This window comes from Pseudoblastomonas marina, assembly GCF_014641655.1.
GTDB lineage: Bacteria > Pseudomonadota > Alphaproteobacteria > Sphingomonadales > Sphingomonadaceae > Alteriqipengyuania_A > Alteriqipengyuania_A marina.
In genome coordinates, this window is record NZ_BMID01000001.1 from 2,387,315 (window position 1) to 2,401,461 (window position 14,147).

At 66.2% G+C, this 14,147-nt stretch carries 15 protein-coding genes; 10 read left to right on the top strand and 5 right to left on the bottom strand.

Features of this window, described 5'->3' with window-relative positions; genetic code table 11:
- Nucleotides 1-25: 25 nt before the first annotated feature.
- On the top strand, nt 26-1,207 hold the full coding sequence (gene mnmA / locus IEW49_RS11715; RefSeq protein ID WP_188642824.1) for a tRNA 2-thiouridine(34) synthase MnmA: 1,182 nt from the start codon (nt 26-28) through the stop codon (nt 1,205-1,207).
- Here mnmA and IEW49_RS11720 read toward each other — a convergent pair.
- Nucleotides 1,204-1,557 (bottom strand): hypothetical protein, encoded by a 354-nt coding sequence (locus IEW49_RS11720; protein WP_229658186.1) that lies wholly within the window; start codon nt 1,555-1,557, stop codon nt 1,204-1,206. The genes mnmA and IEW49_RS11720 overlap by 4 nt on opposite strands.
- Nucleotides 1,558-1,587: 30 nt before the next feature.
- Between IEW49_RS11720 and IEW49_RS11725 the strand changes: the two genes are divergently transcribed.
- Nucleotides 1,588-2,739: a serine hydrolase domain-containing protein gene (locus IEW49_RS11725; RefSeq protein ID WP_188642825.1), complete on the top strand. Its 1,152-nt coding sequence runs from the start codon at nt 1,588-1,590 to the stop codon at nt 2,737-2,739.
- On the opposite strand, the gene IEW49_RS11730 is transcribed toward IEW49_RS11725, so the two are convergent.
- The 3 genes from IEW49_RS11730 to pdxH are packed head-to-tail and all read right to left on the bottom strand — an operon-like array spanning nt 2,736 to nt 5,156.
- Nucleotides 2,736-3,533: a PhzF family phenazine biosynthesis protein gene (locus IEW49_RS11730; protein ID WP_188642826.1), complete on the bottom strand. Its 798-nt coding sequence runs from the start codon at nt 3,531-3,533 to the stop codon at nt 2,736-2,738. The genes IEW49_RS11725 and IEW49_RS11730 overlap by 4 nt on opposite strands.
- Nucleotides 3,530-4,522 (bottom strand): cation diffusion facilitator family transporter, encoded by a 993-nt coding sequence (locus IEW49_RS11735; RefSeq protein ID WP_188642827.1) that lies wholly within the window; start codon nt 4,520-4,522, stop codon nt 3,530-3,532. Before IEW49_RS11735 ends, IEW49_RS11730 begins: the two co-directional genes overlap by 4 nt.
- A 10-nt stretch (nt 4,523-4,532) precedes the next feature.
- The gene (gene pdxH, locus IEW49_RS11740) at nt 4,533-5,156 is read right to left on the bottom strand and encodes a pyridoxamine 5'-phosphate oxidase (RefSeq protein ID WP_373282511.1); all 624 of its coding nucleotides are present in this window, start codon (nt 5,154-5,156) and stop codon (nt 4,533-4,535) included.
- A gap of 167 nt (nt 5,157-5,323) precedes the next feature.
- Here pdxH and IEW49_RS11745 point away from each other — a divergent pair, with 167 nt between their 5' ends.
- The 7 genes from IEW49_RS11745 to rfbD all read left to right on the top strand — a co-directional run bounded on the left by IEW49_RS11745 (nt 5,324) and on the right by rfbD (nt 11,612).
- Complete coding sequence (locus IEW49_RS11745; protein ID WP_188642828.1) at nt 5,324-6,292, top strand: DnaJ C-terminal domain-containing protein; 969 nt, start codon at nt 5,324-5,326, stop codon at nt 6,290-6,292.
- Entirely contained in the window at nt 6,292-7,350 is a 1,059-nt protein-coding gene (locus tag IEW49_RS11750) for a YihY/virulence factor BrkB family protein (protein ID WP_188642829.1), read from the top strand. Before IEW49_RS11745 ends, IEW49_RS11750 begins: the two co-directional genes overlap by 1 nt.
- Nucleotides 7,347-8,150, top strand: a complete 804-nt coding sequence (gene fabI, locus IEW49_RS11755) for an enoyl-ACP reductase FabI (protein WP_188642830.1) — start codon at nt 7,347-7,349, stop codon at nt 8,148-8,150. The genes IEW49_RS11750 and fabI overlap by 4 nt, the downstream gene beginning before the upstream one ends.
- A gap of 84 nt (nt 8,151-8,234) precedes the next feature.
- A complete protein-coding gene (rfbA, locus tag IEW49_RS11760; RefSeq protein WP_188642831.1) occupies nt 8,235-9,116 on the top strand; it encodes a glucose-1-phosphate thymidylyltransferase RfbA in 882 nt (293 codons plus the stop codon).
- Nucleotides 9,113-9,679 carry a dTDP-4-dehydrorhamnose 3,5-epimerase gene (rfbC, locus tag IEW49_RS11765; protein ID WP_188642832.1) on the top strand — a complete coding sequence of 189 codons (567 nt, stop codon included), beginning with the start codon at nt 9,113-9,115 and terminating at the stop codon, nt 9,677-9,679. The genes rfbA and rfbC overlap by 4 nt, the downstream gene beginning before the upstream one ends.
- Before the next feature lie 5 nt (nt 9,680-9,684).
- Entirely contained in the window at nt 9,685-10,743 is a 1,059-nt protein-coding gene (rfbB, locus tag IEW49_RS11770; protein WP_188642833.1) for a dTDP-glucose 4,6-dehydratase, read from the top strand.
- Nucleotides 10,740-11,612, top strand: a complete 873-nt coding sequence (gene rfbD / locus IEW49_RS11775; RefSeq protein ID WP_188642834.1) for a dTDP-4-dehydrorhamnose reductase — start codon at nt 10,740-10,742, stop codon at nt 11,610-11,612. The genes rfbB and rfbD overlap by 4 nt, the downstream gene beginning before the upstream one ends.
- Before the next feature lie 4 nt (nt 11,613-11,616).
- On the opposite strand, the gene IEW49_RS11780 is transcribed toward rfbD, so the two are convergent.
- Complete coding sequence (locus IEW49_RS11780; RefSeq protein WP_188642835.1) at nt 11,617-12,879, bottom strand: sugar transferase; 1,263 nt, start codon at nt 12,877-12,879, stop codon at nt 11,617-11,619.
- 253 nt (nt 12,880-13,132) lie between these two features.
- On the opposite strand from IEW49_RS11780, the gene pseB reads away from it, so the two are divergent.
- Complete coding sequence (gene pseB / locus IEW49_RS11785) at nt 13,133-14,143, top strand: UDP-N-acetylglucosamine 4,6-dehydratase (inverting) (protein ID WP_188642836.1); 1,011 nt, start codon at nt 13,133-13,135, stop codon at nt 14,141-14,143.
- Nucleotides 14,144-14,147 lie beyond the last annotated feature (4 nt).

Below are 14,147 nucleotides of genomic sequence, written 5' to 3' on the forward strand. Positions count from 1 at the left end.
GCCCATAATGCCTATGTGCACCCGCATGCCCGCACCAACGATCCTCTCCAGCGCCGATCCGGCTGCGCTGTTCCAGCTCGACGGCGATCCCGCCGCGAAAAAGATCGTCGTCGCCATGTCCGGCGGGGTCGACAGCTCGGTGGTCGCTGCGCTCGCCGCGCGCACCGGTGCGGAAGTCATCGGAATCACGCTCCAGCTCTACGACCATGGCGAAGCGGTCGGCCGTGCCAAGAGCTGCTGCGCGGGCGACGATATCCGCGATGCGCGGATGGTCGCCGACCGGCTCGGCATCGCGCATTACGTGTTCGATCACGCCTCGGCCTTCAAGGACGAAGTGATCGACCAGTTCGCCGACGATTACATGCAGGGCCGCACCCCGATTCCCTGCATCCGCTGCAATATGGGCCCCAAGTTCAAGGACCTGCTGGGGATGGCGAAGGAATTGGGCGCCGATTGCCTCGCCACCGGACATTACGTCCGCCGCGAGATGGGCCCGGCCGGGGCCGAGATGCTCCGCGCCGTCGATCCCGCGCGCGACCAGTCCTATTTCCTTTACGCGACGACCGAAGGCCAGCTCGACTACCTGCGTTTCCCGCTCGGCGGCCTGCCCAAGCAGGAAGTCCGCGCGCTGGCCGAGCAGGCCGGGCTGGTGGTGGCCAACAAGCCCGACAGCCAGGACATCTGCTTCGTGCCCGATGGCGATTACGCCAAGGTCGTGCGCAAGGTCCGCCCCGATGCCGAGGATACCGGCCCGATCGTCCATGCCGAGACCGGCGAGGAGCTCGGCACCCATCGCGGCGTGATCCACTATACGGTCGGCCAGCGGCGCGGGCTCGATATCGGCGGCCAGGCCGAACCGCTCTACGTCATCCGCATCGATGCCGAAAAACGCGCGGTCGTTGTCGGTCCCAAGCGCCTGCTGGGCGTGGCCTCGGCGCGGATCGTCGATACCAACCGCATCGGCCCGGTGCCGGACGCCCCGCTGACCGCAAAGGTCCGCTCTCTCGCCAGGCCGGTTCCGGTCACGCTCGACGGGCCGCTCGGCGACGGTGCCGCCGTGACCATGCATTTCGAGGAGCCCGAATACGGGGTCGCGCCCGGGCAGGCTGCGGTGATCTATGCCGGCGATCGGGTGATCGGCGGTGGCTGGATCGCCGCGACCGAGCCGGTCGAGGCCGGATCAGGGGCCGAAGCCGAAGCCGCCTAGTCCTCCCACTTCTCGAGCACGCAGCCATAGCCCTTGCGGTAGGTCGCGGTCTGGCTCGAGATCAGCGGGAAACTCGCGGTGACGCTCTTGGCACCGGGATCCTCGCTCAGGCGGATCAATTCCATCCCGGGCTCGAAATCCTTGCGACAGTCGCCCAGCGAGCGGTTGCCGATATAGCGGCACGAGCAGGCGACGCGGGCACCATATGAGGTGCCGGTCTCGGCGAAGCGTGTCAGCGTGGTGCCGTAGACCGCCCAGGCCGTACCGAGCGCGAGCACCAGGAACAGCGCCAGCCACAGAAGCATTCGCGGCCACAGGCGACGGGTCTGGATCGTGTTTGCGGTTGCCATGCGGCGAGGCTTTGCGCATCAGGCGCCGCGATGTCCAGCCGCTTGATTTCCACTCGCCCCACCCTGTCGATAGCTGCCCTTGCGCTCGCGCCCGTTCTCCTCCTCGCCGGGTGTTCTGGCGATGCCGAATACGATCCCGAAACCGCGCCACTGAGCGAGGAAGCGCAGGCCGCGATCGCACCACAGGTGTCGGTCTCGCGCGATGCGCTGGCACGCCGGGTCGAAGCACTGTTCGCCGAGGATGTGGCGGAGACGCGCGCGGTGATCGTGGTGCACGAGGGCGAGATCGCCGCCGAACGTTACGCTCCCGGTTACGATGCCGAGACCCGCTTCGTGAGCTGGTCGATGGCCAAGACCGTCACCGGCGTCCTGATCGGCCTGCTGGTGACCGACGGGCTGCTGAGCCTCGACGAGAGCGCGCCGGTGCCGGCCTGGACCCGCCCCGGCGATCCGCGCGGCGAGATCACGCTGCGCCAGCTGCTGCAGATGCGCTCGGGCCTGACCCATACCGAGGCGGGCGATCCGGTCTACGAATCGGACGAGGTCCGCATGCTCTTCACCGACGGGCGCGACGACATGGCGGCGCATGCCGAAGCGCAGAGCCTCGAGGCGAACCCGGGCGAGAAGTTCGAATATTCTTCCAACACCACCGTCATCCTCGCCGATATCGCGGCGCGCACGCTGGCGACCGCCGACACACCCGAGGCCCGCCGCCGCGCGGTCGACGATTACCTCCGCAGCCGGCTGTTCGAGCCGCTCGGGATGGAATCGATCGTCCCCGAATACGATGCGGCCGGCACGCTGATCGGTGGCAGCCTGATGCATGCGACCGCGCGCGACTGGGCGAAGTTCGGCGAGTTCCTCCGCCAGGGCGGGCAGGTCGACGGGGTCCAGGTCGTTCCGCGCCGCTGGATCGAGTTCATGACCACGCCGAGCCCGCGTTCGCCCGATTACGGCGCGCAGACCTGGCTCAACCGCCCCTCGGGCACCGATCGCCAGTCGCTGTTTCCCAACGACGCCCCGCAGAGCGCCTTCGCGATGATCGGGCATCTCGGCCAGTACGTGTTCATCTCGCCGCGCCAGGAACTGACCATCGTGCGTCTCGGCAAGACGCAGGACGGCGAATTGCGCAATGGCGTGGTCCGCCGCATCGCGCGGCTCGCCCAGTTGTTCCAGGATTAGAGGTAGAAGGTTCCCTCGACCACGGTGACGCAGGGGCCGCCGAGCCACACGCGGTCCCCGTCCATCCGGCAAGTGACCCGCCCGCCGCGCCGCGAGGCCTGGAAGGCGGTGAACCGGTCGCGCCCGAGCCGTTCGGCCCAGAACGGCGCCATCGCCGCATGCGCCGAACCGGTCACGCTATCCTCGGGCACGCCCCAGGCGGGGACGAACACCCGGCTGACGATATCGGTATCCGACCCGGGCGCGGTGCAGATCGCCATCCGGTCGATCGCCTCGAGCGCACGCATGTCGGGCGAAAGCGCCCGCACCGCGCCTTCGTCTTCCAGCAGCACGATAGTGGTGTCCTCGGTGCCCTCGACCGTGTCGAACACCGGGGCATCGCCCGTGCCGAGCGCAGCCGAGAGTTCGGGCATGGCGCGCTGCTCGACCCGGCTGGTCGGCAGCGCGAGCTCGTAGGCATCGCCCGCGCGGCGCACTTCGAGCACGCCCGCAGCGCGCGTGGCGAAGGTCACGCGATCGGTCCCGTCGCGTTCGAGCAGCACGGCGCCACTGGCGAGCGTGGCATGGCCACACAGCTTGACTTCGTTCGTGGGCGTGAACCAGCGCAATTCGTAATCCGCCGCGCCGCTGGGATCGGGTACGGTGAAGGCGGTTTCGGCGAAGTTGTTCTCAGCCCCGATCGCCTGCAGCACATCGTCGGGTAGCCAGGCGTCGAGCGGCATCACCGCCGCCTGGTTGCCGCCGAAGGGTGCATCGGCGAACGCATCGACATGGGTGTAGGCGATGGCGGTCATCGATCGCTCCGTGGGATATCGTCCAGCTGCTCGAACTCGTCGCTCTCGACCATCGGATTGTCGGGCTCGTCGACATGGCCTTCGGGATCGATGTGGATCAGCAGGTCCATGTCGGGGAAGTGCGAGCACAAGTCGGCCTCGACCCGCTCGATGATGTCGTGCGCCTCCTCGACCGTCATCTCGCGCGGCATATCGACGTGGAACTGGACGAAATCGTGCGTCCCGCTCGACCTTGTGCGAAGATCGTGAAGGTTGGAAAGCTCCGGATGGCGCGCCGCGAGCTCGACGAAGCGGCGGCGCTTGTCGTCGGGCCATTCGCGGTCGAGCAACTGGTCGATCGCGGTCGAGGCGGCGCGATAGGCGCCCATCGCCAGCCAGATCGCGATCCCGATCCCGAACAGCGGGTCGGCACCGCTCAGTCCGACATAGGCTTCGAGCACCAGTGCGAGGATCACCGCCGCATTGAGCAGGAGGTCCGACTGGTAATGGACGTGATCGGCATGGATCGCGATCGAGCGCGTGCGGCGGATCACGAAGCGCTGCCACGCCAGTAGCGCAAAGGTCACCGCGATCGCGATCAGCGAGACGACGATACCTTCGCCCGGTGCGCTCACCTCGGTGTCGCCCGAGACGAGCCGGATCGTCGAGCGCAACGCGATCGCGCTGGCCGACAATGCAATCAGCACGACCTGGAACATCGCCGCGAGCGCCTCGGCCTTGCCGTGGCCCCAGCGATGCTCCTCGTCCGCCGGTTGCGCGGCGTACCAGACGCCGAACAGCGTCGCGAGGCTGGCGACGAGATCCAGCGCAGTATCGGCAAGGCTGCCGAGCATCGCCGAACTGTCGGTCCGCCACGCCGCCCAGACCTTGAGCCCGATCAGGAACAGCGCGGTCGCGATCGAGGCGAAGGCCGCGCCGCGGGTCAGCCTCGCGCGCTGCGCCGCACTGTCGGCGCGCCGTTCCTGATCGTGTCCTTGCGTTTCAGCCATCCCCGGTCCCTTACGGATAGAGCAAAGTCGAGGTCCAGCCGTCGCCAGTCCGGTCGGGCCGGCGGCTGAACAAGCGGCGATCATGCAGCCGGTTGGGCCGGTCCGACCAGAACTCGATGAAATCCGGCCTCAGGCGAAACCCGGTCCAGTGCGCCGGGCGCGGGACCTCCGATCCCTGGTAGCGCGCTTCCACCTCGGCGAAGCGGTCGAGGAAGGTCGCGCGCGCATCGAGCGGGGCGGATTGCTGCGAGGCATGCGCGCCCAATTGCGAATCGCGCGGGCGCGAGGCGAAATAGGCGTCGGCCTCGGCATCGCTCACCTGCGTCAGCACGCCCTCGATCCGGACCTGGCGGCGCAGCGACTTCCAGTAGAACAGCAGCGCAGCCTGCGGATTCTGCCCGATCTCCATGCCCTTCCGGCTCAGCGCATTGGTATAGAAGGTGAAACCCTCGGCACCCCAGTCCTTGAGCAGCACCGTGCGCACCGACGGCGCGCCGCCCGAGGTGGCGGTGGCGAGCGCCATCGCATTGGGATTGTCGGGTTCGCCGGCCTCGGCCTCGGCGAACCAGTCGCCGAACAGCGCGATAGGATCGTCGGCCGGGATCGTGCTGGCGCGATCGTTCATCGGAGGCATGGACCGGGTGTTACACTGTCCAAGGCGGAAAGCGCGCCGCGCCTTTCCGGCCTCGGGAGCGATGCGGCATCGGAAGCGTTTCGACTGGACATGCGCGACCGTCTAAACCCCTTGCAGCCGGTAGGAAAGCTTGCAGACACCAAGTGTGTCACCTAGCTAAGCCGCTTATGGCAGATCCCTATGCAATCCTTGGCGTGCCGCGCACGGCGGACGAGAAAGCGATCAAGAGCGCCTATCGCAAACTGGCGAAGGAGCTGCATCCCGATCGCAACAAGGACAATCCATCCGCGGCGGAGAAGTTCTCCGAGGCGACCAAGGCATACGACCTGCTGTCCGACAAGGACAAGCGCGGGCAGTTCGATCGCGGCGAAATCGATCTCGAGGGCAATCCCAAATCGCCCTTCGGCGGTGGATTCGGCGGCGGCGGGTTTCGCGGAGGCGCCCGCGGCCCGGGTGGACAGGGCGGTTTCCGGCCTGAGGATTTCGGCGGAATGGGCGGCGGTGACGATGTCGATTTGAGCGACCTGTTCGAAGGGCTGTTCGGGCGGCGCGGCGGCCCCGATCCCCGCGCCAGCGGCGGCTTCGGCGGCGGGCGGCGTCCGCCTCCGCCCAAACGGAAGGGCCCCGACATCCGCTATCGCCTCAAGGTTCCCTTCATCGACGCCGCGACCCTCGCGCCGCAGCGGATCACCCTGGCCGACGGCAAGACGATCGACCTCAAGCTTCCCGCCGGGGTAGAGACCGGCACCACCATGCGGTTGAAAGGCAAGGGCGAACAGGGTCCGGGCGGCACGGGCGACGGAATCGTCGAGATTTCGGTCGAGAGCCATGCCAATTACCGCCGCGACGGCGACAATATCCGGCTCGACGTCCCGATCGGCGTCGACGAGGCGGTGCGCGGCGGCAAGGTCAAGGTCCCGACCGTCGACGGCGCGGTGATGCTGACGATCAAGCCCGGCATGTCGGGCGGCACGACGATGCGGTTGAAAGGCCGGGGCTGGCCGAAGAAGTCCGGCGGGCGCGGCGACCAGCTGGTCACGCTCAAGATCCAGTTGCCCGAAGATGTCGGACCGCTCGCCGAGAAGCTCGAAGGCTGGACCGACCCCACCGATCACCGCGCCGACCTCACCGGGTAATGTCGCAGGCGCGTCACGGGATCGTCGAGGACGAGGCGGAGCATATCCCGCCGCCCGAACAGCGCCACCCGCGCGACCTCTCCCCCGAAGCGCGGCGCCGCGAGGCCCTGCACACGCGCGTGCGACGCAGGATCGGCCCCGGCACGCGGTTCTTCCAGGTCGTCAAACGGGTGCTGGCGGGCGCCTATAATGACGGGCTGATCCACGCCGGGAACCTCGCCTACCTCTCGCTCATCGCGATTTTTCCGTTCTTCGTTACCGCGACCGCGATCTTCAACGCGTTCGGCGAGGTCGAGGATCGCGCGGCGGCCGTCGCCACCATCCTCGTCACCCTGCCGCCACAAGCGGCCAATGCGGTCGGACCGGTCGCGCTCGACGTGATCGACGCACGCAGCGGCTGGTTGCTCTGGGCCGGCGCCCTGGTCGGCCTGTGGACGGTCGGCAGCCTGATCGAGACGATCCGCGACATCCTGCGCCGGGCCTACGGCACTGAGCCCACTGTCGCCTTCTGGCGCTATCGACTGTTCACCACCGGGATCATCGTCGCGGCGGTGCTGTTGATCCTGCTGTCGCTGTTCGTCCAGGTGATGATCGGGGCGCTGCAGCAATTCATCGGCGCCTACCTGCCCGGGCTGGAGGACCTGCTCGCCAACCTCGCCTGGTCGCGCTTCGTCCCGGCCTTCGTACTGTTCGGCGCGCTCTACATGCTGTTCTATGCGCTGACGCCGAGCGCCTACCGCTCGCGGGAATATCCCAAGTGGCCCGGCGCGTTGTTCGTGACCCTCTGGTGGATGCTCGTCACCTTCGCGCTGCCCGCGGTAATCCGCCAGTTCTTCAGCTACGATCTCACCTATGGCAGCCTCGCCGGGGTCATGATCGTGCTTTTCTTTTTCTGGCTGGTAGGATTAGGGGTCGTCATCGGTGCCGAACTGAACGCGGCACTGGCCGAAACCCCCGAGGAAAAAGGCGGGGAGCCCGGCATGGACGAGGACGGCGAACGCGCCGGTGAAGAGCGCGAGAGCGAACAAGACAAGAGCGAAGAAGGGGATCGGACATGAGCGGATTGATGAAGGGCAAGAAGGGCCTGATCATGGGGCTCGCCAACGACAAGTCGCTGGCCTGGGGCATTGCCAAGCAGCTCGCCGAGCACGGCGCTGATTTGGCGTTCTCCTATCAGGGCGAGGCGCTGAAGAAGCGCGTCGGCCCGCTCGCCGACCAGCTCGGCAGCGATTTCCTGGTCGAATGCGACGTCTCGGACATGGATGCGCTCGACGCGACCTTCGCCGAGATCGAAGCGCGCTGGGGCAAGCTCGATTTCCTGGTCCACGCGATCGGCTTTTCGGACAAGACCGAGTTGCGCGGGAAATACCTCGACACCAGCCTCGACAATTTCCTCAGGACGATGAACATCTCGGCCTACAGCCTCGTCGCGGCGGCCAAGCGCGCCTACCCGCTGATGAAGGACGGCGGATCGATCCTGACGCTGTCCTACTATGGCGCCGAAAAGGTCGTCCCGCACTACAACGTGATGGGGGTTGCCAAGGCCGCGCTCGAAACCAGCGTCCAATACCTCGCCAACGACCTCGGTCCCGACGGCATCCGCGTCAACGCGATCAGCGCCGGGCCGATCAAGACGCTCGCGGCGAGCGGGATCGGAGACTTCCGCTACATCCTCAAATGGAACGAGTACAATTCGCCGCTGCGGCGCAACGTCACGATCGAGGATGTCGGCGGCGCGGGGCTCTATTTCCTCTCCGACCTGTCCTCGGGCGTGACCGGCGAGGTCCACCATGTCGACGCGGGTTATCACACGGTCGGCATGAAACAGGCCGACGCCCCTGATATCGCGCTCGATTGACGCGCCTTCGGCCTGAGGGGTGACACGCCCATCCCCCCACGGTAGGGGCGCGGCTCGGGGCACCCGCTCGACGGAGGAGTTTTCGTGAAAGGCATCATTCTCGCCGGCGGTAGCGGCACGCGGCTCTATCCGGCGACCATGTCGCTGTCGAAACAGCTCCTGCCGGTCTTCGACAAGCCGATGATCTATTACCCGCTGTCGGTGCTGATGCTGGCCGGAATCCGCGAGATCCTGGTCATCTCGACCCCGCGCGACCTTCCGATGTTCGAAGCGCTCTTGGGCGACGGCTCCGCGTTCGGGGTCGATTTCTCCTACGCCGTCCAGCCCGAGCCCAACGGCCTCGCCGAGGCCTTCATCATCGGCGCCGATTTCGTCGGTGGGCAGCCGAGCGCGCTGATCCTCGGCGACAACATCTATCACGGCGAAAAGATGGGCGAGAAATGCCGCACCGCCGCCGCCGAAGCAGCCGCCGGGGGCGCAAACGTCTTCGCCTACCACGTCGACGATCCCGAGCGCTACGGCGTGGCCGATTTCGACCCGCAGACGGGCAAGGCGACCAGTATCGAGGAAAAGCCCGCCAATCCGAAATCCAACTGGGCGGTCACGGGGCTCTATTTCTACGACAAGGACGTGGTCGACCTCGCGCGCGAGGTGAAGCCGAGCGATCGCGGCGAACTCGAGATCACCGACGTCAACCGCGCCTATCTCGAGCGCGGCGACCTCCACATCACGCAATTGGGCCGCGGCTATGCCTGGCTCGACACCGGCACGCATGAGAGCCTCCACGAAGCGTCGAGCTTCGTGCGCACGATCGAGCATCGCACCGGCATCAAGATCGCCTGCCCCGAGGAGATCGCCTGGCGCCAGGACTGGCTCGGCGACGAGGCGCTGCTCGAGCGTGCGGCAGCGATGGGCAAGACAGGTTACGGCCAGTACCTGAAAAGGCTGGTGGAGCGCCGAGCGTGACTGAATTCATCCGCCATGCGATCCCCGACGTGGTCGAGGTGATCCCGCCCAAATTCGGTGACAATCGCGGCTTCTTTTCGGAAGTCTTCAAGCAATCCGCATTTGCGGAGGAAGGCATCGAGATCGACTGGGTGCAAGACAACCAGTCGCTCTCCGCCCCCGTCGGAACGGTGCGCGGGCTGCACTTCCAGGCGCCGCCGGTGGCGCAGGCCAAGCTGGTGCGCGTGCTGCGCGGCGCGGTCTACGATGTCGCCCTCGATATCCGCAAGGGTTCGTCCACCTACGGCAAGCATGTCGGCGTGACGCTGTCGGCCGAGCGCTGGAACCAGCTGCTCGTGCCGATCGGCTTCGCGCACTGCTTCATGACGCTCGAGCCCGATACCGAGGTGCTCTACAAGGTTTCGGACAGCTATTCGCCCGAACACGAGGGCGCGATCCGCTGGAACGACCCCGCGCTCGGCATCGACTGGCCCGCGATCGACGGCGAACCGACCCTGTCGGCTAAGGACGTGGACGCGCCGCTGTTCGCCGATTTCGACTCTCCGTTCACCTGGGAAGGCTGATCCACATGGACACGATCCTCGTCACCGGCGGCGCGGGCTTCATCGGCTCGGCGGTGGTGCGCCGGCTGGTGCGCGACGGCAAGCGCGTGATCAATCTCGACAAGCTGACCTATGCCGGCAATCCGGAAAGCCTCAAGACGATAGAGAACGCCACTAACCACCGGCTGGTCGAGGGCGACATCCTCGATGGCGAGCTGGTGCTTTCGCTGCTGCGCGAGGAGCGGGTCGACGGGATCATGCATCTCGCCGCCGAAAGCCATGTCGACCGCTCGATCGACGGTCCCGGCGCCTTCGTCGAGACCAATGTCGTCGGCACCTTCCGCCTGCTCGACGCCGCGCTCGAATACTGGCGCGGGCTCGAGGGCGCGGAGAAGGAGGGTTTCCGCTTCCACCACATCTCGACCGACGAGGTGTTCGGCGATCTCGACTTCGACGACAGCCTGTTTTCCGAGGAAACGCCCTACGCGCCCTCCTCCCCCTATTCGGCCTCGAAGGCCGCGAGCGACCATTTCGTGCGCGCCTGGCACGAGACCTACGGCCTCCCGGTGGTGCTCTCGAACTGCTCGAACAATTACGGGCCGTACCACTTCCCCGAGAAGCTGATCCCGCTGGTGATCCTCAACGCGCTCGAGGGCAAGCAGCTGCCCGTCTACGGCACCGGCGAGAACGTGCGCGACTGGCTCTATGTCGACGACCACGCGAGTGCGCTGATCACCGTGCTGACCAAGGGCGCAGTGGGCGAAAGCTACAATATCGGCGGCAACCAGGAGCGCACGAACCTGCAGGTGGTCGAGGCGATCTGCGACGCGCTCGACCAGCGCCGCCCGCTCGAAGGCGGCAAGTCCCGCCGCGACCTCATCACCTTCGTCACCGACCGCCCCGGCCACGACCGCCGCTATGCAATCGACGCGAGCAAGATCGCGCGCGAGCTTGGCTGGACGCCGCAGGAGACCTTCGAGACCGGCCTCGCCAAGACCATCGACTGGTATCTCGACAACGAGTGGTGGTGGGGCCCGATCCGCTCGGGCAAATATGGCGGCGAGCGGCTGGGCGGACGCAAATGAAAATTCTGGTGACCGGTCGCGAGGGGCAGGTCGCCCGTTCGCTCGCCGAGCGCAATAGCGCGCATGAACTCGTCTTCGCCGCCCGGCCCGATTTCGACCTCGCCGACCCTGTCGGGATCGCCCGCACGATCATGGACACGAAGCCGGACCTGATTGTCTCTGCCGCCGCTTACACCGCGGTCGACCAGGCGGAGGACGAGCCGGAACTGGCCCGACTGATCAATGGAACCGCACCAGGCCATATAGGCCGCGCTGCCGCAGATATCGGCGCGGCGGTGTTGCACCTGTCGACCGACTACGTGTTCGACGGCAGCGGCGAGCAGGCTTGGCGCGAGGATGACCCGACCGGCCCGATCGGCGTCTACGGCGCAACCAAGCTGGCGGGCGAGGAAGCGCTCGCCATGTCGGGCGCGACCTACGCCATCCTGCGCACAGCCTGGGTCTACAGCCCGTTCGGCAACAATTTCGTGAAGACCATGCTGCGCCTCGCAGGAAGCCGCGATGCGCTCAATGTCGTGCACGACCAGTTCGGCAATCCGACCAGCGCACTCGACATCGCCGACGCCCTGCTCGCGGTGGCCGGTTGCTGGAGCAAAGACCCCGATCGCGGCGCGAACGAGACCTATCACTTCGCCGGCACGGGCTCGACCAACTGGGCCGATTTCGCGCGCGCGATCTTCGCCGAGAGCGCGAAACACGGCGGGCCGAGTTGCGCGGTGACGGGCATTCCCGCGAGCGAATATCCGACCAAGGCGGCGCGCCCGGCCAATTCGCGCCTCGACAGTGCGAAATTCGCAGAAACCTTTGGGCATTCCGCGCCGCGCTGGCAGGATTCGCTGAGCGAAACCGTCGCCCGCCTGCTCGGCTAGAGCGCTATTTCGAACCGAAGCCGGTGGCGATGGTGTGGATCGTGCGCATCACGATCAACACGTCGAGCCAGAACGAGAAATACTTGATGTAGTAGAAATCGTACTGGAGCTTGACGTCGATGTCTTCCAGCGTCGCGACGTGGCCCTGGTTGACCTGGGCCCAGCCGGTCAGGCCCGGTTTCACGATATTGCGATACGAATAGAAGGCGAGGTTGTCCTCGTACCATTCGGCCAGTTCGTTCGCCTCGGGGCGCGGACCGATCAGGCTCATCTCGCCCTTCAGCACGTTGAACAGCTGCGGCAGCTCGTCGAGCCGGAACTTGCGGATCACGCGGCCGATCTTCGTCACGCGCTTGTCGCCGTCCTGCGTGATAGCCTCCTCGCGCGCCCGTTCGCCATCGGCGGGCGGGCGATTGGTCATCGAGCGGAACTTGTACATCCGGAACGGCCGGCCGCCATGGCCCGCGCGTTTCTGCACGTAGAAGGGCGACTGACGGTCCTCGAGCCAGATCAGGAGCGCGAGCACCACCATCACGGGCAGTGCGATCGCGATCGCGATCACGCTGCCGACGATATCGATCAACCGCTTGATCGGGGTGTAGGACTGGTTGGGGACGAGCGAGCCGAACGAGTTCTCCGACAGGTGCTCGATCTTGACCTGTCCGGTAAGCGACTCGGTCAGCTGCTTGTAGTGGTAGACCGGCACCCCCGCGAGCGAAGCCTGCGCCAGCAGGCGCTCCCACTCGTCGGGCAGGTCGGCGCGAAAATCGGCCACGATGCTCGACCGCGTGTTGTCGGGAATGCGCGGCAGTTCCATTCGCTCGACCGGGAAATTGCCGATCTTCTCCATCCGCGTCGCCTTGCCGAAGGGGACGAGGTAGAAGGTCTGCTGGACCAGCGACGGCTCGAACCAGCGTAGCCGCATCGCGAAGACCGTGCCGACCACGGTCGAATAGGCCAGCAGCGCGCGGCTGTACTCGATCCGGAAGGAAAACAGGACCAGCGCGGCGATACCGAATGAAATCAGCATGATCGGCACGCCGTGAACCGCACCGCGCGTGCCCGGCAGGTTGAGCACCCGCCCGACCAGGAACAGGCCGAGCAGGAGTGCCGCGGTCGCGGCGGCGCCGGTGTTGAGCAGGAGCGGATCGGTGAACGCGTCGACCGCCGGCATCTGGTCGAGCGCCACCAGCGGCACGAACACCACCAGCAGCCACGCGACGCTGTAGCGGATCAGCGCCCGAAACGGATGCATCGGCCGACCCATCTGGATCGCCTGCGCACTATTCTCCACTACATTCAAAGACTTTTCCGAAGTTGTCGCGGACGCCGCCCGCCCAATAGCGCAGACTTCGGCGAATCGGCAAGGGAGGTACCGGCCCTTTTTGATTGCCGAACAAGACCGTTGCCACGGAGCACTGCCGGGTTGTAAGGACCGCGCGTTTTTCCCGGGGGGCTCGCGCGTTCAAGCGGTGCGGAGCCCTCTCCTACGCACAGCGACAGGCGGTTCTTTCTCTATCATGCTCAACAACAAATCCGTGCTCGTGACCGGTGGCACCGGCTCGTTCGGCAAGGCGTTCGTGCGCACCGTGCTCGAACGCTATCCCGACGTGAAGCGGCTGGTGATCTATTCGCGCGACGAACTGAAGCAGTTCGAGATGCAGCAGATGTTCCCGCGCTCGCAATACCCTGCGCTGCGCTATTTCATCGGCGACGTGCGCGACGAGGACCGGTTGCGGCGCGCTCTCGAAGGGATCGACGTCGTCATTCACGCCGCCGCGCTCAAGCAGGTGCCGGCGGCCGAATACAACCCGTTCGAATGCATCAAGACCAACGTGCTCGGCGCGCAGAACCTGATCGAGGCCTGCCTAGACAACAAGGTCGAGCGCGTGGTTGCCCTGTCGACCGACAAGGCCGCCGCCCCGATCAACCTCTACGGCGCGACCAAGCTGTGCAGCGACAAGCTGTTCGTCGCGGCCAACAACATCACCGGCAATCGCGACCTGCGTTTCTCGGTGGTCCGATACGGCAACGTGATGGGCTCGCGCGGTTCGGTCATCCCCTTCTTCATGGCGAAGAAGGACGAAGGCGTGCTGCCGATCACCGATCCGCGGATGACGCGCTTCAACATCTCGCTCCAGGACGGCGTCGAAATGGTGCTGTGGTCGATCGAGAACGCGCGCGGCGGTGAGGTGCTGGTGCCCAAGATCCCGTCCTACCGCATCGGCGACGTCGCCACCGCGGTCGCGCCCGAGGCCGAGCAGAAGGTCATCGGCATCCGCCCGGGCGAAAAGATCCACGAGGAAATGATCACCGCCTCGGACAGCTTCAACACCGTCGACATGGGCGATTACTACGCGATCCTGCCGGTCGCGGGCGAGTTTTCGATCGAGGATTACTGCAAGGACAACGGGGGCAAGCCGGTCGAACCGGGCTTCGCCTACAATAGCGGAAGCAATCCCGATTTCCTCACGGTCGAGGAAATCCGCGAGCTCATCGACAAGCACGTGATCGGCCAGACGGTCGACTGACGGG

What these genes read in the sequence shown, in the direction of transcription:
- IEW49_RS11750 (WP_188642829.1), top strand. Translation starts at nt 6,292, where the DNA reads ATGTCGCAGGCGCGTCACGGGATCGTCGAGGACGAGGCGGAGCATATC.
- rfbB (WP_188642833.1), top strand. Translation starts at nt 9,685, where the DNA reads ATGGACACGATCCTCGTCACCGGCGGCGCGGGCTTCATCGGCTCGGCG.
- pdxH (WP_373282511.1), bottom strand. Translation starts at nt 5,156, where the DNA reads ATGCCTCCGATGAACGATCGCGCCAGCACGATCCCGGCCGACGATCCT.
- IEW49_RS11780 (WP_188642835.1), bottom strand. Translation starts at nt 12,879, where the DNA reads ATGGGTCGGCCGATGCATCCGTTTCGGGCGCTGATCCGCTACAGCGTC.
- IEW49_RS11720 (WP_229658186.1), bottom strand. Translation starts at nt 1,557, where the DNA reads ATGGCAACCGCAAACACGATCCAGACCCGTCGCCTGTGGCCGCGAATG.
- pseB (WP_188642836.1), top strand. Translation starts at nt 13,133, where the DNA reads ATGCTCAACAACAAATCCGTGCTCGTGACCGGTGGCACCGGCTCGTTC.
- fabI (WP_188642830.1), top strand. Translation starts at nt 7,347, where the DNA reads ATGAGCGGATTGATGAAGGGCAAGAAGGGCCTGATCATGGGGCTCGCC.
- mnmA (WP_188642824.1), top strand. Translation starts at nt 26, where the DNA reads ATGCCCGCACCAACGATCCTCTCCAGCGCCGATCCGGCTGCGCTGTTC.
- IEW49_RS11730 (WP_188642826.1), bottom strand. Translation starts at nt 3,533, where the DNA reads ATGACCGCCATCGCCTACACCCATGTCGATGCGTTCGCCGATGCACCC.
- IEW49_RS11735 (WP_188642827.1), bottom strand. Translation starts at nt 4,522, where the DNA reads ATGGCTGAAACGCAAGGACACGATCAGGAACGGCGCGCCGACAGTGCG.
- IEW49_RS11725 (WP_188642825.1), top strand. Translation starts at nt 1,588, where the DNA reads ATGTCCAGCCGCTTGATTTCCACTCGCCCCACCCTGTCGATAGCTGCC.
- IEW49_RS11745 (WP_188642828.1), top strand. Translation starts at nt 5,324, where the DNA reads ATGGCAGATCCCTATGCAATCCTTGGCGTGCCGCGCACGGCGGACGAG.
- rfbD (WP_188642834.1), top strand. Translation starts at nt 10,740, where the DNA reads ATGAAAATTCTGGTGACCGGTCGCGAGGGGCAGGTCGCCCGTTCGCTC.